A 24,138-nucleotide genomic window follows, 5' to 3' on the forward strand; every position below is an offset into this window, starting at 1 on the left:
TCCGGGTCAGGTTGAGCGCGTCAGGGCGCCCGACTAGAATATGACGAACTATTCACGTTTTACTATTCGCATTCCCGGAGCCGCCATGACCGACCGCCGCACCACCCGGATCGCCTCACGCAGACTGCCTCGGCAGGCCCGCTCGACCCAACTCGTCGACGCCGTGCTGCAGGCCGCTGTTCAGGTTCTGGCGGCCGAAGGCGCGCAGCGCTTCACGATGGCGCGCGTCGCCGAGCGGGCCGGCGTGAGCGTCGGCTCGCTGTATCAGTACTTCCCGAACAAGGCCGCCGTGCTGTTCCGCCTGCAGCACGACGAATGGCGGCAAACCTCCGGCATGCTGTGCGCGATGCTGCAGGACGGCGCGAAGACGCCGCTCGAGCGCCTGCGCACTGCCGTCCATGCGTTCGTGCGCTCGGAGTGCGACGAGGCGCCGATGCGCACCGCACTCGACGACGCCGCGCCGCTCTATCGCGATGCGCCCGAGGCGCGCGAACTGAAAGCCGAAAGCGAGCGCGTGTTCGGCGCGTTCATGCGCGAAGCGCTGCCCGACGTGCCGGACGCCGCGCGCACGCTCGCGGGCGACCTGATCGTGACCACGCTCACGGCGGGCGGCAAGGCGTTTTCCGAGACCGAACGCAGCGCGGCCGAGATCGACGCGTACTCGAACGCGATGGCCGACATGTTCTGCGCATATCTCGAGCATCTGGTCCGTGGCGCGCATCCCGCGCGCGACTGAGGCAGCGCGGCCGCGCTGCGCTGCCGCTGCAGTGCCACTGCCGCCCATCCCGCCTACGAATAGTCGCCTTAACGGATTCCCACTAGGCGTATACACGCGTTCCTCGTCGACGAAGCCCCGCGGCACGCGGATATAAGCGCGCCGACATGCGCTGCATGCCGTTCCTCCAATGGGACGCGCCGGGCCGTTCGCCTAACCTTCGCTACGGCAAAGCACGCGGCCGAGTCCGCCTCGCCGCGCGTGGTACGACGCGACGCACGCGCGCCGGTTGGCGCGCGGCCGGCGACACCCGCCGCGCATCATGCGTGCGCACGACGATGCCGATCATTCCAACCAGATTCGAGACACCCTGACGACGGTCCACGTCGACCGTTTCAGCATGCTGATAAAGGAGCAAGCTCATGAGCGATACCCCGGTGCAGCCGGCAGCCGGCGTCGGCGCGCAAGCGGCGTTCGGCGCGAACGGCGCCATCGACCGATACTTCGGGATTTCGGCGCGCGGCAGCACGCGGCGCCGCGAAATCGTCGCGGGCGTCACCACCTTCCTGGCGATGGTCTATTCGGTGTTCGTCGTGCCCGGCATGTTCGGCAAGGCCGGCTTCGACGCGAGCGCCGTGTTCGTCGCCGTGTGCGTGACGACGGCGTTCGGCTCGCTGCTGATGGGCCTGTGGGCGAAGCTGCCGATCGCGATCGGCTGCGCGATCTCGCTGACCGCCTTCACCGCGTTCGGCCTCGTGCTCGGCAAGGGCTTGCCGCCAACGGTCGCGCTCGGCGCCGTGTTCCTGATGGGGCTCGTGTTCACCGGCATTTCCGTCACCGGCGTGCGTTCGTGGATCCTGCGCAACCTGCCCGCGGGCGTCGCGCACGGCACCGGGATCGGCATCGGCCTGTTCCTGCTGCTGATCGCGTCGAACGACGTCGGCCTCGTCGTCAAGAACCCCGGCGCCGGCCTGCCGGTGTCGCTCGGCCACGTCACCGCGCTGCCGGTGATCATGTCGGTGATCGGGCTCGCCGCGATCTTCGGGCTGGAAAGGCGCCGCGTGCCGGGCGGGATCCTGCTCGTCGTGATCGCGATCTCGGCGTTCGGCCTCGCGTTCGATCCGGCCGTGAAGTTCCGCGGCGTGTTCGCGCTGCCTTCGCTGAGCGCGCCGGGCCACGCGTCGCTGATCGGCGCGATGGACATCAAGGGCGCGCTGTCGCTCGCGGTGCTGCCGAGCGTGCTGGCGCTCGTGATGACCGCCGTGTTCGACGCGACCGGCACGATTCGCGCGGTGGCCGGGCAGGCGGGCCTGCTCGACGAGAACGGCCGCATCATCAACGGCGGCCGCGCGCTGACCGCGGACTCGGTGAGCTCGATCTTCTCCGGCTTCCTCGGCGGCGCGCCGGCGGCAGCCTACATCGAATCGAGCGTCGGCGTGGCCGCCGGCGCGAAGACGGGCCTCGCGGCCGCGGTGGTCGGGCTGCTGTTCCTGGTCGTGATGTTCTTCTCGCCGATCGCGGCGCTCGTGCCGTCGTATGCGACCGCGCCCGCGCTGATGTACGTCGGCCTGCTGATGCTCGGCAGCGTCAGCAAGCTGCACATGGACGACATGGTCGACGCGATGTCCGGCCTCGTGTGCGCGGTCTTCATCGTGCTGACCGCGAACATCGTGACGGGCATCATGCTCGGCTTCTCGACGCTCGTGATCGGACGCATCGCGAGCGGCGAGTTCCGCAGGCTCAACGTCGGCACGGTGAGCATCGCGGCCGTGCTCGTCGTGTTCTATCTCGGCGGCTGGGCGATCTGAAGCCGGTGCGCAGCGGGACGGGAATGTTTGCGTTCACGCTCAGCGGCGAGCGCTCTGCAGGCCCGGAAGCGGATGTTTCCAGGCTTTTTTGCCCGTACGGGCGTGGTGCTTCGCAGATGCGGCGAGCGCGTGCTGGCGCGTCGAATCACGATTGCGCACGCGGTGCTACGATCGCGCTTTGTGTTCCGGAACCGTCATGAATCCGTTCGGTATCGTCTCCGAATCAGATACGCGGACCGCGCCGCGCAAGCCGCCGTTCATCCCGTCGTTCGGCTTCGTCGAAACGCACGAATCGCAGCCGATCGACGCGCCGTCGGCTCGCATCATCGATGCCGTCGCCGCGCTCGACATGCGCGCCGATCCGGTGATCGATGCGCTGCTCGCCGTGCGCGAAGCGCCGGCGGCCGTCGCTCGTTTGGTGGGCCGCCGCAGCGGCGGCGCTGCGCGTGAACGCTTCGGCTTCGATACGTTCACGCTGCTGCATCGCGACGATACGTCGCTGTCGCTTGGCCTCGTCGGCCGCTTCTGGCGTCCGACGCCCGACGTCCGGCCAATCGACGACGCCGCGGCGTTCGTGCGGCACGCCGATCCCCACGACGCGAAGCTGGTGCTCAGGTTCGAGGTCGTCGGGCTGCCGAGCGGCGCGCGGTTCTTGCGCACGGAAACCTTCGTTCATTGCCCGAGCAAGCGCACGCGCGCGCTGTTCGTGCCGTACTGGCTCGCGATCCGGCTCGCGAGCGGCTGGATTCGGCGGCGGACGCTCGCGGCTGTGGAGCTTGCGGTGGGGTGAGGGGTGAGGTGGATAGATAGCGTTGGATCGATTGAATCGGAGCCGCCACGACCGGTCGGCCACCACGTTCGCGGGACCCAGTACTATTCGTCAAGCAACTGCAAGATCCTGTTGAGCAAATGAAGTTGCTGCCCATACAACACTGAAGCCGTTCCACCGCGAGCATGGCCAGATGACTTCGATTCGATTCGCCGTATCGACTCCGCCGTCAGGCTGCGTATCGCGTTGATGCGTTTGTATGCATTCGCGCAGCTGCGATCGGCACCGAGATACCATTCGTAGACCAAATCCAACTCCTTACGCAGCTCATCCTGGTTCAGTCTGTCGTAGCTCACCGTGAGCGCAGTCGCATTCATCGAAAGCAAAGCGCCCGCGTCAGCCGTAGCGGTAAGTGTCTTCTCATCAAGCTCAAGGTAAATCGGCTTGGTGTACTGGCGGTCGCGAAAAAACTCGACGCAAGTCGAGACATTGCGCAGCCCTTCAAGGGATATCTGCAGGACTTGCTCGTTGCGCGGAGACGTCGGATGAAAGTCATGTACAAAACGAAGCTGCAACGCCGAGCCGGCGTGCTCGCATTGAGTGACGTACATGTCTTCAGCTGGTATAGCGATATTGACTTTTAATGACCCTGAATCAGAATTAGTCACGACCGGAAGCGGATATTTTCAGCGTGGTTGAGTTGTCAGGCGAGTCGGATTTCCTTTCCAGACGGCCGAATTCGGTGGATGTCATCCACGGCAATGCGAGTGGGGATGAGCCTCGTTATAGTACGTGCGCCAATCACTTATTTTGCTGCGCGCCCGCCAATGACAAGAGCCGATGCGCATTCAGACCTTCCTGACGGAAGCGCCCGTTGAAGCTTTCGACCTTGACGTTTTCAGTTGGCGTGCCCGGCAGCCTGAAATCCAGTTCAATGCCAGGTTCATACGCACACCAGTCCACCACCTTTGAGATGAACTCGTTGCCATTGTCAACTTTGGTGGTGGCAGGGTACCCGCGCGTGGCAGTAATACGCGCCAACACTTCGACCACATGCTGCACTTCAGACTTCGTCGGACCTCGATGGCCAGGCGTTCCCGTGTGCAGTTGTCGACGATGGTCGGAGCGCGAAGGCGTCGCCCATCGAACGCTATATCTACAACAAAATCCATGCTCCACTTTTGAACCGGACTATTTCTCGGATCAGGGTCAAGAATCACTTCTCTAGCAAGTTGCACAGCGCGCTTATAGGTTTTCTGGTGAGCACTTCGCCGCTAACCTTTCAGTAGCGGCGCAAGCGCGCCATCGAATCGGCAAGGCGCGCCTCATTTCCAATGTGTTGGGTCCGTTTCGCCTCCAATATCCTCTCCGACTCGCGCAGCATGCGCCGGGCTTCGCCGGCCCGCATAACGCGTTCGGCGCACGCGAGTGTGTCCTCGTAACCCTGTTCGACCCAAGACGGAATCCGCTTCGGATCGAAGCCGAGCAGATCGCGATGATCGAGCAGGCTCGGGTCACGCGATATCGCGCGCTGCGGACGAATTTCCAGTACGGTCGCTTGCGGCAACTCGCGGCGCGACCACGGCGAGTCGTCGGACAGATGCGAGACGATCAGCATGTTGCAGCCCGCGTCGAGCAGCGCCCCTGCAGGCGTGTTGCCCTGCATCTTGCGCCAACCGCCGATGCCACCATCGGAATAGCGCTCACCGTTGACCGTTTTCGCCGCGTAGATCGCCGGAATCGCGGCGGAGGCGAGCAATGCGGCCTTCTGCTCCGCCTCCGGCAAGCCTTGCACGTGCACGTAGGTTGATGCTGGCGTGTCCTCGATCCCTACTTCTGCGGCGGCGATGCGAAGCAGGTCGTCGAAGGGGGTCTGCGAGCGGAACAGCGAAACGTACAGTGGCAAGCCGGCGTTCAGCGCTGCCGGATCGAGATACTCGTCCATCAACGCCTTGAGCGGCTTGTCGCTCGCAAGGCCATTTGCCAGCATGTCGAGCGACTTCGGCAGAGTGACGTCCAGCATTGCGGCGGCAACGCGAGCCGCCTTGAGTACACGACCAAGCGCGCGGGTGGGCGCCAGCACGGCACCAGCAGAGGACAGGAGCGTGAGGTAGCCAAAAGCCTGAAACTCCACCGGCGATGTCTGCGCGAGCCGGTCCCAAAGCAGGGCGAGGTGCGCATGCGCCTTCTGCGGAGTGACAGCCGACGCCACGATCGCACCATTGAGCGCGCCGATGCTCGCGCCCGCAACCATGTCGATCTGCGCGCCGACCTCCGCTAGCGCACGCATGACACCGACCTGATAGGCACCCTTCGCGCCCCCGCCCGAGAGCACCAGACCTACCTTCAGTTCATCCACGTATAGCCCCTCCGAAAAGTTCACGCACCAAGGCCTCGCCGATGCGCCGCGGCGTGGCACGCAATGGCATTTCGAGCGGCAGGCGGGTGGGAGTCTGCGAGACGGAGAATGCGACCGGAGCGCGCGCCGGGTTCAGCGTAGCGCCGAGATACGAGAGTGCCGCCGCGCCGTCCCGCTGCTCTGCAGTGCTGCCCGCCGCGAGCCACCACGACGTATCGATCCGCTCGCTCGTCGCACATCGCGCGTCGTCAGCGAGTTGCGCCGTCACGCGGTTCATCGCGTCCTCGACGAATGCATGGCGCTGCGGTCCCTCCTGATAGCGGCAATAGTCGCCGAACGCGCCCCACCACAGGCATTCGAGCGCCGCATAGGCTCGGCCCGCCGGCGAAAGGCCAGCGAAACGGCCGGCACGCCAGCGGTTGAACACCTGGTCCAGATTCAACTGCACGCGCTGAATGAAGTCCACGCGCGCCAGATCGTCAGCCAGCGCGTCAAGCCGCTTTTCCAGGCGCAACGTACTCGCCAGCAGTTCGTTCTTGACACTCATCGAGAAGTCCGCCACATCCGCGACGTCGAGCATCATGCGGTTGACCGTGTCATGCACGAGGCCGACCGCAAGATTGCTCTGGGTGACAGATTCGGTAAGCTCCGTCAACCATTGCAGTGTCACCTCGAGACCTTCGGCGAAATTCTGGTTCAGGGCACCTTGGCGCTCGGCGCTGCGGCCCGTGAATCCCTCCCAGCAGCGAGAAAAGAATCCGTTGCGGCTGAACTGACCGGCCAGTCGCCCCTTGGACTCCGCCACGCAATTGGCGAAGTCGACCACCAACTTCTCGGGCAGACAGGTCAGCGTCTTGCAGACCGCCGACTCCGCACTGATGGGCGCTTCGCTCATGCCTGCTCTTCCAGAGCATCCGACAGCCAGTGCTGCGTTTCGCGATACAGCTCCTCGCTGTCCTCGCGTGCGGCTGGCACGTTCCGCATCAACAGGACCAGATCTTCGATCAATCGGTCCTTCTCCGCCTTGCTGCGCTGCTGATCGCGCTCGCTCTGCATCAGAGTGCCACGAATCTTCTGGACTTCGTCCTTGAACGCAGCGAAGAATTTGTCAGTGGCCATGGTAACCGGCTCCTTGACCGATTCGTGGATACGCGCCGCGAGACCATTGAAGCTGTCCTTGATACGCTCGCCGACCATACCCTTCACTGTTTTGAGGCTGATCTCCGCGTATTCGACCGAAACGCTATAGTCTTCCCAACCCCAATCGCTCGTGTTGAACCAGCTGCAGACGGTGCCCCACGCGCCGGACGAACGCCGCTGGCGCGTAACTCGGCGCGTCTTGTGCTGGATAGCGTCGGCCAGCATCTCTCCGCTCGAAAACTCGATGGTGTCGAGCGCGATCATCGGAATTTCCAGCTTCACCACGAAACCGTCGTCGCCGAGGCGCTTGTTGATGTCACCGATAATCATATGAGCCGGTGCCTCGACGTGGTCGGAAAAGCGCTTCTTGAAATCCTCGATTAGTTGCATCAGATCGTCCTGCATGTCTTGTTCAGCATGCGCCATGACTTCTTCCACGCGCGCGCGGATGGTCTCCATCAACTCCTGCGCCTTGCTCGCGTCGTCGAACTGGATCGTCTCCTTGTCTGGATTGAAGTCAGTATTCCCACCGCGATCGGACTCAAACCCCAACATTGCCCTGAACCAGTTGCGTGTGGCCGGCTTCGCCTCCTCCGGCGCACGGGCGGGCTGCATCAGCCTGTTACGTGCCCGCCGCGCACGCGGCCCGCGTGCTTCGGCCTCCTCGCGCTCGGCCATCTTGCCTTCCTGGAAGTACTTTTCGATAACTGCTCCGACGTCCTTCTCGCTCATGATGAATCGCTCGTCGACCGTGCCAGCCATATTGGCCAGTGCATCATCCGTCGCCTTTTGTGCGTTCTGTTCGAGCTTCCCGATCTTTTCGATGTCCTCGACGATGGCGTTGATCTGCGCGTGCAACTTCTCCGCGTCCTGCGCAAGGCCGGTCTTCCGAATGTCGAGGAAGTTCGAGACGTCGCCAGTTAGCTTGATCAGCTTCTGCGAGGCCGAGTCGATCGCCAGCGCAGCCGCGCGCGCGTGCGCGTATTCAATCACGTCCGTGAGCAAGGTTTGGAAATTCGACTTCTTCCAGAGCTTTTCAGCGGCGCTCTCAACCTTTTCGGAATCCGCCAAGTCGTCTTCGTCCCAACTGCTGCCCATTGCCTCGGTGGCGAAGTCCTCGACCCAGCCCTCCTTCTTATGGTCCGGCAAGCGGCCCTTGGCGACCAGTTCGGTTCGCGCGCGGTTCGCCAGATAGCCCCGCTTCGAGGAAACCGGGAACACGTCATCCAACCGCACCAACTCGGGCAGTAGCTTGCCGGCCACGAGCGCACGGACGTCGTCCTCGGTATCGCCGTTGCGGTCGCGCTGGTCGAACTTGTTCACGAGCGCATATGTGCGCGCGCCATCGATATCCACCAGTTCCTTGCGCAGTTCGGCGTCAGCGTCGGACTTGAGCTGCGTGAAGTCGAGCACCGCAAGAATCGCCGATGCATTGCGCAACTGCTCGCGCAGCATCTTGCGCAGATGAGTTTGACCCGCCTCGTTCGGTCCCGGCGTATCGAGCAACGCGAGACGCCCCTGGAAGTCTGCCTTGCCGCGCAAGTGGCCGAACTCCACCTCAATCACGGGAATCGCTTCGATGCGGCTGTAGCTGCCGAACGGAAAGTCGATGCCGAATTCGCCGGCAAGACGCACGAGATCGTTCAAGCTTTTAAGAAAGCGGAATATCTCGTCAGCGCCTTCGTAACACTGCTGGAACTCGTCGCCGGTCTTCACGAATTGCAGCAGGGCCGTCATGTCCTTGTCATCCTGCAGCCCTCGGATGGCCTCGCGATAGTCGGAATGCGCAGCCGCTTCGGCAAGCGTGTGCATCAACGTGTTGATCGGCCCCGTATGGTTGAGCCGCAGGACCGGCACGGCTTGGCCGGGCGTGTGGCGGATCAGCGTGGGCAGCGCGGTCATCGGGCGATTGCGGTTGGGCAGCACTTCCGCGCCAACTATTGCATTAATCGTCGTGGACTTGCCGGCCTTCATAGTGCCGACTACGGCAAGCACCATTTCGAGCTGTTCCACCTTGCCTTGCTCGCTGTGCATTTCATCGATGCGAACGCGCGTCGATTCGAGGTCGAAGATTTGCGGCTCGTCGCGCTTCGGCTCCACGACAATGCCTCGGTTCCGTTCCATTGCCTCCAGCAGCTCGCCGCCGTACTGGAGCAAACGCGTAGCCTCTTCCCGAAGTGTTTCAATGTTCTTTTCGTGCATATCCGTGGCGATGGTTATAGGCAACAGTGAAATGGAATGCCTGCATTGCGCTCTTCCGCTCGATGCCTGTGGGCTCTTATTTCGGCGATGTCGTCGCCCGTGCTCGAATCCGAAGAACGGCCGACTGCTTTTTATTACATTTCGCGTTTACGGACAATAAAGAAAAAACTTGAGTATCTGAGAAAGCAACCAAGTGAATTTTTTCGATATAGCGGCTGACCAGCAAACCGATGCACAGAGCGTCATCAACGGCGTCCGCCGTGAGCCGAGAGCCGTGAGCACAAAGTACCGCTTCACCTCTAAACCGACCGTTGGTTTGGGCATCACAGATGGTCCATTCCGTATCGGATTGCGTCCGTCAAAAAAGGAGCACACTGAATTTACGTCCGGTTGAGAGGGAATTGTTACAAAATCAGTAAATGTCGCCATTAGAGCCCGCGTGCCACGGAACAAGGGCAAGCTCACCGGGGCAGAAGCCGCCGCTAAAGCTCTGCAAAATGGGCGCGAGCCGGACCGGACTGCAGATGGCGTCGAACCCTCGCGGACTCGCGCCGTTCAATCTCGCGATTGGTAGCAGTCTCGGAGCGGGTGATCTTACGTGGTTGCTGGTTCAGGATGTCCGCGAGGGAAACCACGTGGCATCCAGAGCGACATCATGCAGCAGAAAGCCAAGCGGCCAGTGCAACTGGAGACCACAGAACAGACCCGCGAGAACCTCGAAGCGTGAATCGGAGCGCGAGGTTTGATGGCCGCGGGATTTTCTGTTCCGGAGCTCGTTGCATATGTCACTTCATCTATCAACGCGGCAATACGTCCGGCCGGTACATCGCTGGGTTGCATCAACCGGCCTTGACGACGCCGCATACGGAACCACACGATACGCCGCACAACGGCTTCACTGACCTACCGGCCAACGAAGAACCTTACGGCGACGCAGTTGCTGCTCGGACAACGTCCCCAACACCAAAGCCGCCCCCCAAGCCCTGACTACCACCCGCCACAGGCCGTCCGACGAGAGCACAAACGACGCCTCTTCCCCACGACGAACCGCACGACGCGATTCGAGGGTTTTCTATAAACTAAGCCCTCCCTTGAATCTTCGACCACCGACTTCGTCATGCATCGAATTGGATTTTTCGTTTGCCGCGGCCATGATGCTCTCGATCTCGGTGGCCCACTTTCCGCCTTTAATCAAGTAGCCACAGCCGCTGGCCATACTCCGTACGATCTCCATGTCGTCTCGCAGTCTGGAGGTCCGGTTCCCGGTAATACGGGCATTGCGATCGAGACAAAGCCGATCGGAAAGCGCACATTCGATACCGTCGTTTTCGTGGGCGGCGATTTAGATCCGATGCAGACACCGGAGAACATCGCAGCTGCCACGAAATTGGCCGCCCGGGCCTCGCGAGTGGCAAGCGTGTGCACAGGAGCGTTTCTGCTGGCGGAAACCGGCTTGCTGGACGGATTGAAAGCAACGACACACTGGCGATACGCTGCTCTATTGCAGTCGCGCTTCCCCCGCACCAGGGTCGAGGGCAATAGCATCTATGTCGTGGACGGCCGTATTTGGACGTCGGCGGGAATCGCCTCCGGAATAGATCTGGCGCTCGGCATGATCGATAGAGATCTGGGTTCGAATGTTGCGCGCGCTGTCTCCAGGCTTTTGGTCGTCCCGTATCGTCGACCAGGCGGGCAGTCCCAGTTTTCCGCCATGTCGCAAATGGAGCCGGAATCGGATCGTATCCGCATCGCCCTGAACTTTGCCCGGGAACATCTGGCTGAAGCGTTACCTGTGGAACGACTCGCCGATGCAGCGAGATTAAGCCTGCGACAGTTCGGACGAGCATTTCGCCGGGAAACGGGTGAAACGCCTGCCAAGGCCGTCGAACGTTTGCGGGTCGAAGCTGCGAGGCTGCGCCTGCAGGAGGGCAGCGAACCGATCGAACAAATTGCTCTGGCGGTAGGGTTCACTGATCCGGAAAGAATGCGGAGGGCCTTCATCAAACTGCATGGCCACCCTCCGCAGGCGATCCGACGCGAGAGCAGATTGAATAAAGCGCGCTGATCGAGCGCCGGCCGGATAGCGCTTGCGGTCGGTGTTTGCCTATATCACCCGCGCTCAACGGCTATCGGATTTCTGGGTAGCGGGACCTATCCGTGATTTCGTGGGCGGGGCATATCATGAGGTGTAAAAGTCATGGATATGCCAATGAAGAAGAAAAGGCAAACTGTAGCGCGTCAGGCAGCGGCCCGCGGGCCGCTGCCTGAACTGCCCAAGGAACTGCTGGACCAGTTGGTCAAGGGGCCGATGACGCCGGCCGAGGTTCAGGACCTGATGCTGGCGTTCAACAAGGCAGTCATCGAGCGCGCGATGGGCGCCGAGATGAATCTGCATTTGGGCTACCGACCAGGCCAGTCCAAGCCGCCCGGTCAGGCCAACGAGCGCAATGGCGCCAGCGGCAAGACGGTCATCACCGATCGTGGCCCGGTTCGGGTCGAAGTCCCCCGCGATCGCGACGGCAGCTTCGAGCCGATCCTGATTCCCAAGCACGAGCGCCGCTTCACCGGCTTCGACGAACGCATCATCGCGATGTACGCTCGCGGCATGAGTGTGCGCGAGATTCAGGCCTTTCTGGCCGAGAGTTACGGCACCGAGGTATCTCCCGATTTCATCAGCTCGGTCACCGACGAGGTGATGGCCGAAGCGCTGACTTGGCAGAGCCGCCCGCTCGAAACGATGTATCCGGTGGTGTTCTTCGATGCCCTGCGGGTCAAGATCCGTGACGATGGTGTGGTCAGCAACAAAGCCGTCTATCTGGCCCTGGGCATCCAGGCCGACGGCCAGCGCGACGTGCTGGGCCTCTGGATCGAGCAGACCGAGGGCGCCAAGTTCTGGCTCAAGGTGTTCAACGAACTCAAGACGCGTGGCTGTCAGGACATCCTGATCGCCGTGGTCGATGGCCTGAAGGGGCTGGCCGAGGCCATCAGCGCAGCCTATCCCCGCACGACCGTTCAGACCTGCATCGTGCATCTGATCCGCAACAGTCTCGAGTACGCCAGCTACAAGGACCGTAAGGCGCTCGCCGCAGCGCTGCGCCCGATCTACGCGGCCGCCAGCGAGGAGGCGGCAAGGCAGGCACTGCAAGACTTCGCTGACGGCCCTTGGGGCGCGAAGTACCCGACCATCGTGCAGTCGTGGCAGCGTGCATGGGAGCACGTCATACCGTTCTTCGTGTTTCCGCCGGAGATTCGACGAGTTGTCTACACAACGGATGAAATGCACAAGTCCCGCACCGCGCTTCGCTCGTTCGCTATGTTCGCGCCTGCGGCCACCGTATCGGCGCGCTGTCTGATTTGGGGCGCGACTGTTTCCACCGGTTAAACAGTCTCTGATAGGTTCGCTCAGACTGCTCGGCCACGGCTCGCTCTTGCTGACGCACACTCTTCAGACTGTAGGCCGCAGCCGAACCTTTGCGCGGGCCATGCTGCGCCGGCATTCCAGCCTGCAGTTCCAGCGCACGCAGTTTGTGCGCAGTCAACGCCGGGCGATCCCACGCGAACGGTTCACCGCGTGTCAGCACATACCATACGATTACTGCGAGTTTGCGAGCAGTCGCGACGGCGGCAATTTGCTGGCCGCGGCGATCGCGCACGCGCAGGAAGAAGGCGCGCAGCGGCCCGGGCGCTTGCGTTGCACCCCAAGCGGCTTCGACCAGCATCGCCCGAGCATAAGAGCGCCCGCGCTTGGTGATGTGACCATGCCTGGCCGGTGCCGGACCGGATTGATAGACTGATGGATTGAGACCGAAGTAGCTCACCAACTTCTCCGGATTCGGAAACCGCGCGATGTCGCCGATGGCCGATAGCAGTCCGATCGCCACTGTGGTGTTCACGCCAGTGATCGTTAGCATCACGCGCAATCGCGCATCGTCGATGGTCGCTTGCGCGAGCGCTTGCTCCACCTCGCGCAGATCGTCGCCGAGGCGGTCCAGTTCGCGCAGTCGCTGCTCAACACCCAGTCGTTCATCCAGTGGCAGCGGTTGAACACCGAGCCACGCACGCCCCTTCTTGCCAAAAAGATCGGTGGCGGGACACCGCTCGATCAGGTGTGCAATCAGGACTGCGTGAATCTCGTTCTTCAGCCGTGTACGTTGCCGCACCAGCTGTGAGCGGCGCGCGATCTGTCGACGCAACGCCAGCGTGTGCTCGTCCGGCATCCATACTTCCGGCAGAAAACCGCTCGCATACAGCTGTGCCAGCACGGCTGCATCGATCTTGTCCGTCTTGACGCGAGCCTCCGCGATCAGCCTAACTTGCAGCGGATTGGCAATCGCCACACGCGCGACATGCGCGCGCAAGACGTTGACGATGGCAGTGGTATTGCCGGTCGCTTCGAGTACCACATGATCGGTGGCACGCAGCTTTGCCGCAAAGCGCTCCAGTTCATCGCGTCGCAACCCGGTGCGGCCGCCTGCATGCAGCGTGCCATCCTCCAGGTACGCGATCTCGGCCACGGAGCGCGACACATCTAACCCTACGATTCGCATAACCGTCTCCCGTTTCAGATCACTGTTGGGAGCCGGTGGGACAGCACGACAACTACGGATTCGCGCTCGCAGCGCAACCGGGCGGGTCGCAGGGGCGGCCAACTACTAACACGAGCTCGCGGCTCATCGTATAGGAACGGCCTGCCCACCCGAAGTGCTCCCCAGTGCCCCATGTCCCGGATGGTCACACCATACGCTCAAACCGCTCGGCGCGGGAACGCGAGGCACCGGCTATATCATGCCGGTTACGAACGCCATTGAAAGTCTGAACATGCAGTTGCGCAAGATCATCAAGACTCGTGGTCACTTCCCGAATGACGAGGCCGCGATCAAGCTGCTCTGGCTGGCGCTGCGCAACGTGCTGGCCAAGACCGTGCGGGCCGCCTTCGACTGGAAATCAGCGATGAACCAGTTTGCTATCCTGTTTGGCGAGCGATTCACGCAGGCGCGCGGATAACGCGCTGTTCAACCGCCTCGCCCACAAAAATGCGGACAGGTTCGGGTAGCGTAATCATTCCAGATATCGCGATGCAATTTCCACGCACCGCCCTCCTTCAGAAAAAGGAGGATCTGCTTGCCACGGTATTTGACGGCCCCAGCATGGTCACGGATTTCCGCATCCGAAACCTCCGTCACGGCCCGGTCGTTACCGTAGAACTCATAATTGCTGAACGATACGGTGTCGGGCTTTGCCCCGGCATACTGCTTGGCGAAGTATGCGGCAATCGCGCTGCCACCCGTCACCCTGTTGCCGCCGGGCGGCAGCAGTGCGCCGTCGTGCGTATACAAGCGGCCTATCGCCTCGTAATCCCCTCGCGCAAAGGCATCGGCCCACCGCGCGTTTTCGGTATTGATGGCCGCTTCGATTCGAGGCTGCGGGCCACTGGCAACTGCCGGCACGGCAAAGGCGAAAAAAGCAAAGCAGGCCGCAACGGGTGCGGCAAGACGACGAATCTGTTGCATTTGAGATTTTTCCGATCAGATTTCAAATAGACGGGCCTGCGCCAGATCGCGCAGGTGAGGCAAGCAATGTTGGTTGCGGCTTCATCGAGAGCCGTGCGAGTCCTCGCAGACATTGCCCGCGGGAATTTCAGCGAACGCCCGGGATTCGTGCGAGTCCCTTGGATGCACCGGGCAGTTCTTTGTCGACCATCGCGATGACTTCCTGCCGTGCGTCTCTGGGGTGGCCGGAATGGAACGGCGGAGCGGGATCGTATTCGATTACGAGTTGCGTGAATTCGGCAGCCTGTTGACCGCGCAGCTTCGCCGCGACGCGAAGTGCGAAATCGATGCCGGCCGTCACGCCGCCGCCGCTCATGAAGCGGCCGTTGTCGTCTTCGACGAATCGATCCGGCACGGGGATGGCGCCATATTCGGACAGCTTGTTGACGAACGCCCAATGGCAGGCGCTACGCTTGCCATTGAGAATGCCCGTCGCAGCGAGCACCAACGATCCGTTGCAAACCGAGGTCACATGTTTGGCACTTTGGGCCAAACGCCGGATCTGCGCCTGATACTCGGGCCGCATCGGCGCCGTCAAATCGGAGCCACCGGGCACCAGAATCAGATCGGTTCGCTCGATATCGGCCAGCCGTTCGGTCTTGCCGTACACGACTCCGAATTCGAGCGTCACGTTGCCCCCATTGAGGCTCGCATAGCGAACGTTCGTATTCGGTAACCGGTGGAAAATCTCGCTGGGGCCGGCGAAGTCGAGCAGCGTCCCGCCGTCGTAATTGACAATCAAAATGTCGAGCGGGTCATTCGGAGCGAGTTCTCCTTTGCTGGCTGCCTGCGCAAGAGCAGGCGCGGTATGGCCAAGCAGTGCTCCGCCACCCAGTACGGCGCCGAGCGTGACGATGCTTCCGAATTTGAGAATATCGCGGCGCGAACGACCGGCTTCGGTGAGTGGCTTCCCGGTGCGATTGTTTTCGCTAGTGTCGGTCAAGATCGTTTCTCCTTGCGCTTCGGCCGCTCCACTTTTGCAACGAGGCTGGGCCGGATTGAACACCACCGCGCGAATAACGCGCAGTGGACATGTGATCAGGTGTGGATGAATCGGAAGGTCGTGCCGGGCTCGTGAACCGGTGTGCTCCCGCTTAAAGCTGCGACGCTCCGCCATCGACAACCAGTTCGCTGCCGACCACGTAGGAGGATTCGTCGCTGGCGAGATAGAGCGCTGCGTAGGCAATGTCCTCTGCCTTTGCCAGACGGCCAACCGGGATGGTCTTCGCGAACTCGCTTTTGAAGTTGCGGACGTCCTCGTCCGACATCCCCCACTTGCTGAGCAGGGGCGTGTCCGTGCCACCGGGCGCGATCGCGTTGAACCGGATCTTGCGATCGAGAAACTCGTAGGACCAACTACGGGCAAGCGATCGCACGGCGGCCTTGGCTGCCGCGGTCAACGATATGCCGTGCTTGCCGGTCTGGGCGACGAACGAGGTGTTGAGGATGACCGAGGCGCCCTCTCGCAACTCCGGCAGCATCGCCTGAAGCGTGTAGACCACGCCCTTGACGTTGATGTCCATGATCTCGTTGTAGAGGTCATCGTCGATGTCATTCACTGCGGACGGGAAAGCCCAGCCAGCGTTGGCGAATACGACATCCAGGCCGCCGAACCGTTCTTTTAACTGGGCGGCAACGGCACGCATGTCGTCGATCGAACGCACATCGGCCCTGAAAACCAATGCATCGTCGCCAAGCTCGGCCTTCACACGCTCGAATGCAGCGACATCGCGACCGGTCACCGCGACCCGAGCGCCTTCTGCAATAAAGAGCTTCGCGGTCGCGAGACCGATTCCGCTAGTGCCGCCGGTAATCAAAGCCGATTTGTTCTTAAGCCTCATTCTCTGTTCCTTTCGTTTGCGCGAAATTGATCAAACCGGGAGCTCAATGGGCAATCGCATTTGTGCTCTTGATCCGGCTTGATTGCTGCGCAAATTATGGAACTGGAGCCGAATGGCTCAAAGGTCGTATAACCCTCACAATACGCCACACGACCCAGCTTGATGAATGACGCATTTCGGCGCTTACTGGCGGGCCGCGCGCAAGGAAGACGCGCTCGCGGCTAACCCTCGGCTCACGAGGCAGCGTGCTCGTACCAGTTGCTGGCTAAAACGGATGGATCACGGGCCTCGATGAAGTAACGGCGAGCAAACGAAGCCACCCCCGCGGCCCCGGCGTTTTTTGTCCACCCCACCACCGCCCCCACCCCCGCGCTACCCTATCGATCCCCGCGTCAACGCCACCGCGCCACCGCGCCGCCACCAGCCTCGAACCGATCGATGACCCGCATCCGCAGCCCCCTGAACATCGCGCAGCTCCAGGCCTTCGTCTGCGCCGCGCGCCACCGCAGCCTGCGCGCCGCCGCGCGCGAACTCGGCGTCACGCAGCCCGCGATCACGCACACGATCCGCGAGCTCGAAACGGCGCTCAACGCGGAGCTGCTGGTGCGCACCGTGCGCGGCGTCGAGCTGACCGCGTGCGGCCATGCGCTGCTGCCGCGCGCCGAGCAGCTGCTCGGCGACATGCGCCGCACCGTCGAGGCGGTCGAGCAGGTGAAGGGAGAAATGGCGGGGCGCGTCGCCGTCGGCACGATGCCGTCGATCGCGCTGACCGCGCTGCCGCACGCGGTCACGGCATTCCGCCGCGCGATGCCGCGCGTGAGCCTGCATCTCGAGGAGGTGACGGTGCCGGAAGCGCTCGCGCAACTGCGCAACGGCACGCTCGACATCGCTGCGATGCACCATGTCCCGGCGCTGGACCGCGATTTCACGCAGACGCCGCTGCTGTCCACCGAGTTCACCGTCGTGATGCGCGACGGCCACCCGCTCGCGCACGCGCGCCGTTTAGAGGATTTACTCGACGCGGAATGGATCGTCACGGTCGGCCCCGACGAGTTCCCGCACAGCGTGATGATCGCGATGTTCGGCGCGCACGGCCTGCCGCCGCCGCAGCGCCTGCTGCACTCGCCGATGTCGTTCGCGGTGACGCTCGGGCTCGTCGCGCGCTCGGACGTGATCGGCTGCTTCACGCGCCCGCTCGCGGCGATGGTCGCGCCGCTCGGCATCCGCACGGCCGAGCTCGAGGAACGCCTGCCGCGCTTCGACCTGTCGATCATCGCGCGGCGCGACCTGCTGCCGACGCCGGCCGTCACCCAGTTCGTCACGTGCCTGCAGCGCGCCGTCAACGAAACGCTGGGCTGAATCGTTCCTTGCTTTGAAACGGCCGCATCGCGCGAGCGCGGCCGTCCGGGCCGGTATCGGGGCATGTCCTAGGCGCCCCGCCGGTATTTTGTCTTGATAATCTGCGCACGTCGTGCGCCTTGATCGGGCGGGCGAATTGAACAGTCCGGGACAGTCCGGCGCGAAGCCGCGCCGGGCCGAAGGCTTACGGCGCGGCACAACCGCGCACCCATCGAACAAAACGAGGAGTCACCGAGTGAAAAAAATTCTTGCGGCTGTGACGGTTGCCCTGCTCGCCGTATCGGCCGGCAGCGCGTACGCGAAGGACTGGACCACCGTGCGTTTCGGCGTCGACGCAAGCTACCCGCCTTTCGAATCGAAAGGCCCGGACGGCAAGGTCGTCGGCTTCGACGTGGATCTCGGCAACGAAATCTGCCGCCGCCTGAGCGCGAAGTGCGTGTGGATCGAGAATGATTTCGACGGCATGATCCCGGCGCTGAAGGCGCGCAAGTTCGACGGCGTGCTGTCGTCGATGTCGATGACGCCGGCGCGCGAGGAGCAGATCGCGTTCTCGGCGAAGCTGTTCAATACGCCGACGCGCCTCGTCGCGAAGAAGGGTTCGTCGCTGATGCCGGACGTGAAGTCGGTGAAGGGCCACCGCATCGGCGTCGAGCAGGGCACGATCCAGGAAACGTACGCGAAGACCTACTGGGCGCCGGCCGGCGCGACGGTCGTGCCGTACCAGAACCAGGACCAGGTCTATGCGGACCTGATCGCCGGCCGCCTCGACGGCGCGCTGCAGGACGCGGTGCAGGCCGACATCGGCTTCCTGAAGACCCCGCGCGGCAAGGACTTCCAGTTCGTCGGCACGGATCTCGACGATCCGAAGACGCTCGGCAACGGCGCGGGCATCGGCCTGCGCAAGGAAGACACCGACCTGAAGGCGAAGATCGACAAGGCGATCGGCGACATGCGCAAGGACGGCACGTACGACAAGATCGCGAAGAAGTACTTCGACTTCGACGTGTACGGCAAGTAAGCAGCGCGCGATTTGCGCGCACGCAGACGGGCTCCGCGAGGAGCCCGTTTTTTTTATGCGCGCGCGCAACGAATCGCGCGAAACATGCAGGCGCAGGTGGCGGAGTGCACGTTTTTTTTTTCGCATTAAACGGATGATTCGCAACGGAAAAACCAGCGCGGCGGAAGCGGTTTGATGGGTTCGCGTAAGGCAACGTACAATCGATCTTCCCCGCACACCGGATCATTCGCGGCTGCGCCGCACTCTTCTCATCATGCAAACGCAGACCCATCCGCTGATTTCCCCCGCCGTCGGCACCGAGCGCCACATCACGAGCTTCCACTACGGCCCGCGCGGCGGCACCAAGATCTACATCCAGTCGTCGCTGCACGCCGACGAGCTGCCCGGCATGCTGGTCGCCGCGCTGCTGCGCCGCAAGATCGCCGCGCTCGAGACGGCCGGCAAGCTGCGCGGCGAAATCGTCATCGTCCCGGTGCCGAACCCGATCGGCCTCGCGCAGCATGTGTTCGGCGATCACCTCGGCCGCTTCGAGCTCGGCTCGATGCAGAACTTCAACCGCAATTTCTACGACCTCGCGGCGCTCGTGCTGCCGCGCGTCGAAGCGCGCCTGACGAAGGACGGGGCGCGCAACGTCGCGGCCGTGCGCGCGGCGATGCGCGAGGCGCTCGACGAGCAGGCGCCGCGCACCGAGCTCGAATCGCAGCGCCTCGCGCTGCAGAAGCTGTCGTACGACGCCGACATCGTGCTCGACCTGCATTGCGACAACGACGCGGTGATGCACCTGTATACGAACCCCGACCTGTGGGAAGACGTCGAGCCGCTCGCGCGCTACCTCGACGCGCAGGCGTCGCTGCTCGCGCTGAACTCGGTCGGCAATCCGTTCGACGAGATCCACAGCTTCTGCTGGTCGGACCTGCGCGAGCGCTTCGGCGACCGCTTCCCGATCCCGAACGGCGCGATCTCGGTCACCGTCGAGCTGCGCAGCGAACGCGACGTGTCGTATGAATTCGCGGAAAAGGACGCGCAGGCGATCGTCGAATACCTGACCGCGCGCGGCGTGATCGAAGGCACGCCCGCGCCGCTGCCGCCGCTCGCGTATCCGGCGACGCCGCTCGCGGGCACCGATCCGCTCGTCGCGCCGGTGTCGGGCGTGATCGTGTTCCGCACGCCGGTCGGCGCGTGGATCGAGGTGGGGCAGGAAGTGGCCGACATCGTCGATCCGCTGACCGATCGCGTCGTGACGCTGAAGAGCAGCGTGTCGGGCGTGCTGTACGCGCGCCAGGTGGTGCGCTTCGCGACGGCCGGCATGGAAGTCGCGCGCATCGCCGGCGCGACGCCGATCCGCACGGGCTCGCTGCTGTCGGCCTGATCACCCCGACGGTCTTCTTCAAACGACATCGCCCGCTTGCGCGGGCGATGTCGTTTTCACGGGGCGGCCACGTTACGTGCGTGGACCGTTTGCGTCAGAACGCCGGCACGATCGCACCGCCGAACTTCGTCTCGATGAACCGGCGCACGTCGTTCGACTCGTAGGCGGCGACGAGCTTCTTCACCCACGGCTTGTCCCGGTCCTGCGCGCGCACCGCGATCAGGTTCGCGTACGGGCCTTTCAGGTCCTCGATCGCGATCGCGTCCTTCACCGGCGTGAGCCCGGCCTTCACTGCGTAATCGGTGTTGATCGACGCGGCGTCGAGGTCGGGCAGCGCGCGCGGCAACTGCGCGGCGTCGAGCTCGACGAGCTTGATCTTCTTCGGGTTCTCGGCGACGTCGAGCGGCGTCGCGTTCACGCCGTTCGTGCCGGCGCCCGGCTTCAGCTTGATCACGCCGTATTTCTGCAGCAGCAGCAGCGCGCGGTTGCCGTTCGACGGGTCATTCTGGATGCCGACCTTCGCGCCTACCGGCAAATCCTTGATCGACTTGATCTTTTTCGAATAGAAGGCCATCGGCATCGTGTAGGTCAGGCCGACGCTGACGATCTTGTAGCCGCGCTGCTTGATCTGGCTGTCGAGGAACGGCTGGTGCTGGAAGCCGTTCGCTTCGAGATCGCCGGCGTCGAGCGCGGCGTTCGGCTGCACGTAGTCGTTGAATTCGATGACCTTGATCGCGAGGCCGTCGCGCGCGGCCACTTTCGTCACCACGGCCCAGATGTCCGCGTCGGGGCCGCTCATCGTGCCGATCTTCAGCGCCTGCGGGTCGGCGTGCGCGCCGGGCGCCGCGAACATCAGGGCCGCGCCGAGCGCGGCAAAGCCGGTCAACCAGTTCGAGCGTCGCATGTGGGTGTTCTCCGTCGCGTGTCGTTGTAAGAGCGCGCATCGTCGCACGGGGCCAGACCGGCGCCAAATAAGCATATTTCATGTGCATATTCCCGATCCGGGGCGAACCTCAGCCGAAATCGGCATAACCGCTGCGATCGCAACCGGGCATGATTAGGTGTCGTATCGGCACCACATATTCTTCATATGACAGAAACTGTCACATTCATTACGTTGCCTGCCGGTAAAGTTGCCGCCGGTCCGCAAACGCGCCTGAAGAGCGCCGGAACCGCAACTGGACACGCAAATTACTCGCCTTACTCGCTCGGAGATTCCTTTGAACAAGAAACTGTTGACCGCCGCCATCCTGGCAGCCACGGCCGGCGCGGCCCAAGCACAAAGCAGCGTCACGCTGTATGGCTTGATCGATGCTGGTATCAGCTTCGCAAACCATTCGAAGACGGCAACCGGCAATGACCGGCTGTTCAAGTACGACGACGGCGTTGCCCAGGGCAGCCGTTGGGGCCTGCGTGGCACCGAAGACCTCGGTGGCGGCCTGAAGGCGATCTTCGTGCTCGAAAACGGGTTCAACAGCGGCACCGGCGCGCTCGGCCAGGGCGGCGCGATCTTCGGCCGTCAGGCGTATGTCGGCCTGAGCACGGCCCAGTACGGCACGGTGACGTTCGGCCGTCAGTACTCGTTCTCGACCGACATCCTCGGCGCGAACTACTCGACGGGCGGCAACACGGTCGCGGGCAACTATGCGTACCACGTGAACGACGTCGACCAGCTCACGTCGAGCCGCATCAACAACGCGGTGAAGTTCCAGAGCGCGAACTACGCCGGCTTCACGTTCGGCGCGTTGTACGGCTTCTCGAATTCGACGGACTTCGCCGGCTCGGCGGGCACGGGCACCCCGGCCACGGGCGGCTCGTCGCGCGCGTACAGCTTCGGCCTGAACTACGCTAACGGCCCGTTCTCGCTCGGCGCCGCGTACACGGACATCCGCTTCCCGGGCCAGTCGGCGCCGGCGTTCTCGACGACGATCGCGAACCTCGCGCTGTCGAACATCCGCGACCTGCGCTCGTATGGCGTCGGCGGCCGCTACATCTGGGGCCCGGCGACGGCATGGCTGCTCTGGACGCGCACGCAGTTCACGCCGGTCTCCGGCTCGGGCAGCTTCTACAACGCGTATGAAGCGGGCGTGAAGTACGCAATCACGCCGGCCCTGTCGGCAGCGGCGGGCTACACGTACACCAATGCGACGCTGCCCGGCCAGTCGGCTCACTGGAACCAGGGCGATCTCGCGCTCGACTACGCGCTCAGCAAGCGTACGGACGTGTACGGCCTGGTGATCTACCAGGACGCGTCGGGCGACGGCGCGCAAGCGGCGATCGGCTCGAGCACGAGCAGCTACTTCGGCACGTCGGGCACGAACTCGCAGAACCAGCTCGCGGTGCGCGTCGGTATCCGCCACAAGTTCTAAGGCACCCGGCCGACGGTCCGCGCGGTTCGCGGACCCCGCCGGCAAGCAGCGCCCCGCGTGCGGGGCGCTTTTTTATGGGCTTTTAAGTTTCGCTTAATTCTGGGCTGAGACGATGCGCTCACCCCCCCTGTTGGCCGCCTGAGCATCGGCGGCTTTTTTTTTGATTCCGGCGGCGCGACTGCCGGCCACCACGAGACAGGATCGGAGGCCACGATGATCGAAGATACCGTTTTCAGCCATCTGCATGCGATTCTGACGCGCGAGCACTCGCTGCCCGTCCAGAGTTGCCGCGTGTCGGTCGAGATGCAGCGCCCGTGGGGGCGCCCGTACCGGCTCGTCGAATGGACGATGCATCTCGACGCGCCCGCGCGGCGCCAGGTCGTGCCGGCCGAATCGACCGATGCGGAGATCGCCGAAGTGGTCGCGTCGCACGTGCCGGGCCGGCTCTACGGCGACGGCCGGCTGCAGTTCTGACGCGCTGCCGCCTCGCGTGCGGCACTCGGCCCCGTTTGACGCGGCATTGAAGTCTGCTACGCTGCGCGTTTTCGTCCACGCCACACATGATGGAAAACGCTTTCAACGAACGGGGCGTGACGGTCACGCGCAACGGCCTGTCGGCCGCCGGGCAGGTCTTTCCCTTGCGTGACATTCGTCGCGTCGATGTCGTCAAGATCCCGAAAAACAAACTCGTGCCGTCACTGATCTCGCTGATCGGCGCGGCTGTCGCGGGCGGCCTTTTCGGGTCGACCGCCGCGCTCGTCGTCGGCGTGATGCTGGTGGTCGTCGGCTACTTGGCGTGGACGACGCAGGACGTCACGTACCGGCTCATCGTCGAGATGCCCGACGGCAAGCGCGAAGCGCTGTCGAGCGTCGATGTCGAATTCGTCGAGCGCGTCGCCCGCACGGTGCGCGACGCACGCGCCGCCACGGCCGCCGGCTGATTTCCGTTGGGCGCGCCGAGCGCCTACTATGAAACGAGCGGCACGCCGCCGCATCGTTCGAGGAGGTCGGCATGAACGCTCAATCGCTGTCCGGCATGCTCCGCGCGCAGGAATTGCTGCTCGTCTCGATGATCCGTGCGCTGCCGCCGGATACACGCAGCGCCGTCGTCGATCTCTATGCGGAGCAGCTCGCGTTCGCCGAGCAAGGCGGGTTCGAAGGTCATGGGGATCGTGCGACGCACGACGCGTTCATCGCCCATGCGCGCAACCTGTTGATTCGGATCGAATCGTTGGCGTAGTGGGGCGGGCGGATGGTGGGGCAGGCTTCGTGCGGGGCGGTTGGGCCGTGGGGGCGGGTTCGCCCGGTTCGCCCGGTTCGCCTCGTTCGCCTCGTTCGCCTCGTTCGCCTCGTTCGCCTCGTTCTCCCCGTTCTCCCGGTTTGCCGGCCCCCGGTCCGCCGGGTTGCCGGGTTGCCGGGTTGCCGGGTTGCCGGGTTGCCGGGTTGCCGGGTTGCCGGGTTGCCGGGTTGCCGGGTTGCCGGGTTGCCGGGTTGCCGGGTTGCCGGGTTGCCGGTGCGAGCCAAGCGAACCCCGCCGCCTATGCAGCACGCCGGCGAATCGGCCGTTTTCCGTCCATTTGTCGTGAACGCTCCTCATCTGTAGCGATGTAGGCCATCGTTCGCCGCCTGTTGCGTCGATG

20 protein-coding genes and 4 pseudogenes are annotated in these 24,138 nt (G+C 63.4%); 14 read left to right on the plus strand and 10 right to left on the minus strand.

The features are described 5' to 3' along the window. Positions 1–85: 85 nt before the first annotated feature. The 3 genes from WJ35_RS28415 to WJ35_RS28425 all read left to right on the plus strand — a co-directional run bounded on the left by WJ35_RS28415 (position 86) and on the right by WJ35_RS28425 (position 3,313). Positions 86–736: a TetR family transcriptional regulator gene (locus WJ35_RS28415; RefSeq protein ID WP_014724114.1), complete on the plus strand. Its 651-nt coding sequence runs from the start codon at positions 86–88 to the stop codon at positions 734–736. A gap of 401 nt (positions 737–1,137) precedes the next feature. After that, positions 1,138–2,523 carry an NCS2 family permease gene (locus WJ35_RS28420; RefSeq protein WP_060231553.1) on the plus strand — a complete coding sequence of 462 codons (1,386 nt, stop codon included), beginning with the start codon at positions 1,138–1,140 and terminating at the stop codon, positions 2,521–2,523. Positions 2,524–2,719: 196 nt separating this feature from the next. Next, on the plus strand, positions 2,720–3,313 hold the full coding sequence (locus WJ35_RS28425) for a hypothetical protein (RefSeq protein WP_011880959.1): 594 nt from the start codon (positions 2,720–2,722) through the stop codon (positions 3,311–3,313). 83 nt (positions 3,314–3,396) lie between these two features. Here WJ35_RS28425 and WJ35_RS28430 read toward each other — a convergent pair whose 3' ends face one another. The 5 genes and pseudogenes from WJ35_RS28430 to WJ35_RS28450 form a co-directional block, all read right to left on the minus strand. Beyond that, positions 3,397–3,903 (minus strand): hypothetical protein, encoded by a 507-nt coding sequence (locus WJ35_RS28430; RefSeq protein ID WP_011880960.1) that lies wholly within the window; start codon positions 3,901–3,903, stop codon positions 3,397–3,399. Positions 3,904–3,952: 49 nt separating this feature from the next. After that, positions 3,953–4,470, minus strand: a pseudogene (locus WJ35_RS32460) (integrase core domain-containing protein); the annotation flags it as partial. A 104-nt stretch (positions 4,471–4,574) separates the two neighbouring features. Next, entirely contained in the window at positions 4,575–5,651 is a 1,077-nt protein-coding gene (locus tag WJ35_RS28440) for a patatin-like phospholipase family protein (RefSeq protein ID WP_011880961.1), read from the minus strand. Next, the gene (locus WJ35_RS28445) at positions 5,644–6,546 is read right to left on the minus strand and encodes a diguanylate cyclase regulator RdcB family protein (protein ID WP_011880962.1); all 903 of its coding nucleotides are present in this window, start codon (positions 6,544–6,546) and stop codon (positions 5,644–5,646) included. Before WJ35_RS28445 ends, WJ35_RS28440 begins: the two co-directional genes overlap by 8 nt. Beyond that, positions 6,543–8,993, minus strand: a complete 2,451-nt coding sequence (locus tag WJ35_RS28450; protein WP_011880963.1) for a dynamin family protein — start codon at positions 8,991–8,993, stop codon at positions 6,543–6,545. Before WJ35_RS28450 ends, WJ35_RS28445 begins: the two co-directional genes overlap by 4 nt. Before the next feature lie 427 nt (positions 8,994–9,420). On the opposite strand from WJ35_RS28450, the pseudogene WJ35_RS32465 reads away from it, so the two are divergent. The 3 genes and pseudogenes from WJ35_RS32465 to WJ35_RS28460 all read left to right on the plus strand — a co-directional run. After that, positions 9,421–9,942, plus strand: a pseudogene (locus WJ35_RS32465) (integrase); the annotation flags it as partial. A gap of 168 nt (positions 9,943–10,110) precedes the next feature. Then, positions 10,111–11,058, plus strand: coding sequence for a GlxA family transcriptional regulator (locus WJ35_RS30890; RefSeq protein ID WP_072465459.1), 948 nt, complete (start codon positions 10,111–10,113; stop codon positions 11,056–11,058). A gap of 138 nt (positions 11,059–11,196) precedes the next feature. Then, a pseudogene (locus WJ35_RS28460) lies at positions 11,197–12,297 on the plus strand (IS256 family transposase); the annotation flags it as partial. Positions 12,298–12,304: 7 nt separating this feature from the next. On the opposite strand, the gene WJ35_RS30895 reads toward WJ35_RS28460, so the two are convergent. Next, positions 12,305–13,540, minus strand: coding sequence for an IS110 family transposase (locus WJ35_RS30895; RefSeq protein ID WP_059606722.1), 1,236 nt, complete (start codon positions 13,538–13,540; stop codon positions 12,305–12,307). A gap of 235 nt (positions 13,541–13,775) precedes the next feature. Here WJ35_RS30895 and WJ35_RS28480 point away from each other — a divergent pair. Next, positions 13,776–13,997: pseudogene (locus WJ35_RS28480) on the plus strand (transposase); the annotation flags it as partial. An 8-nt stretch (positions 13,998–14,005) separates the two neighbouring features. Here WJ35_RS28480 and WJ35_RS28485 read toward each other — a convergent pair. From WJ35_RS28485 to WJ35_RS28495, 3 genes are all read right to left on the minus strand, one after another. Continuing rightward, entirely contained in the window at positions 14,006–14,503 is a 498-nt protein-coding gene (locus tag WJ35_RS28485; protein WP_059475296.1) for a YybH family protein, read from the minus strand. 127 nt (positions 14,504–14,630) lie between these two features. Then, complete coding sequence (locus tag WJ35_RS28490; protein ID WP_011880967.1) at positions 14,631–15,485, minus strand: DJ-1/PfpI family protein; 855 nt, start codon at positions 15,483–15,485, stop codon at positions 14,631–14,633. A gap of 151 nt (positions 15,486–15,636) precedes the next feature. Then, positions 15,637–16,383 (minus strand): SDR family oxidoreductase, encoded by a 747-nt coding sequence (locus WJ35_RS28495; protein ID WP_014724123.1) that lies wholly within the window; start codon positions 16,381–16,383, stop codon positions 15,637–15,639. 438 nt (positions 16,384–16,821) lie between these two features. Between WJ35_RS28495 and WJ35_RS28500 the strand changes: the two genes are divergently transcribed. The 3 genes from WJ35_RS28500 to WJ35_RS28510 all read left to right on the plus strand — a co-directional run bounded on the left by WJ35_RS28500 (position 16,822) and on the right by WJ35_RS28510 (position 20,129). Next, positions 16,822–17,742, plus strand: a complete 921-nt coding sequence (locus tag WJ35_RS28500; protein WP_069240524.1) for a LysR substrate-binding domain-containing protein — start codon at positions 16,822–16,824, stop codon at positions 17,740–17,742. 235 nt (positions 17,743–17,977) lie between these two features. Further along, positions 17,978–18,760, plus strand: coding sequence for an ABC transporter substrate-binding protein (locus WJ35_RS28505; protein WP_010090096.1), 783 nt, complete (start codon positions 17,978–17,980; stop codon positions 18,758–18,760). A gap of 253 nt (positions 18,761–19,013) precedes the next feature. Then, the gene (locus WJ35_RS28510; protein ID WP_042584887.1) at positions 19,014–20,129 is read left to right on the plus strand and encodes a succinylglutamate desuccinylase/aspartoacylase family protein; all 1,116 of its coding nucleotides are present in this window, start codon (positions 19,014–19,016) and stop codon (positions 20,127–20,129) included. A gap of 94 nt (positions 20,130–20,223) precedes the next feature. On the opposite strand, the gene WJ35_RS28515 is transcribed toward WJ35_RS28510, so the two are convergent. Beyond that, positions 20,224–21,033: a MetQ/NlpA family ABC transporter substrate-binding protein gene (locus WJ35_RS28515; protein WP_059904680.1), complete on the minus strand. Its 810-nt coding sequence runs from the start codon at positions 21,031–21,033 to the stop codon at positions 20,224–20,226. A gap of 316 nt (positions 21,034–21,349) precedes the next feature. Here WJ35_RS28515 and WJ35_RS28520 point away from each other — a divergent pair, with 316 nt between their 5' ends. The 4 genes from WJ35_RS28520 (at position 21,350) to WJ35_RS28535 (ending at position 23,738) form a co-directional block, all read left to right on the plus strand. Next, on the plus strand, positions 21,350–22,498 hold the full coding sequence (locus WJ35_RS28520; protein ID WP_069240525.1) for a porin: 1,149 nt from the start codon (positions 21,350–21,352) through the stop codon (positions 22,496–22,498). Positions 22,499–22,711: 213 nt separating this feature from the next. Continuing rightward, positions 22,712–22,972 carry a DUF2866 domain-containing protein gene (locus tag WJ35_RS28525; protein WP_010090100.1) on the plus strand — a complete coding sequence of 87 codons (261 nt, stop codon included), beginning with the start codon at positions 22,712–22,714 and terminating at the stop codon, positions 22,970–22,972. Between the two features lie 89 nt (positions 22,973–23,061). Then, on the plus strand, positions 23,062–23,439 hold the full coding sequence (locus WJ35_RS28530; protein WP_069240669.1) for a DUF6232 family protein: 378 nt from the start codon (positions 23,062–23,064) through the stop codon (positions 23,437–23,439). Between the two features lie 71 nt (positions 23,440–23,510). Then, positions 23,511–23,738 carry a hypothetical protein gene (locus WJ35_RS28535; protein ID WP_069240526.1) on the plus strand — a complete coding sequence of 76 codons (228 nt, stop codon included), beginning with the start codon at positions 23,511–23,513 and terminating at the stop codon, positions 23,736–23,738. Positions 23,739–24,138 lie beyond the last annotated feature (400 nt).

Origin of the sequence: Burkholderia ubonensis (assembly GCF_001718695.1) — a bacterium.
GTDB classification, from domain to species: Bacteria; Pseudomonadota; Gammaproteobacteria; order Burkholderiales; family Burkholderiaceae; genus Burkholderia; species Burkholderia ubonensis_B.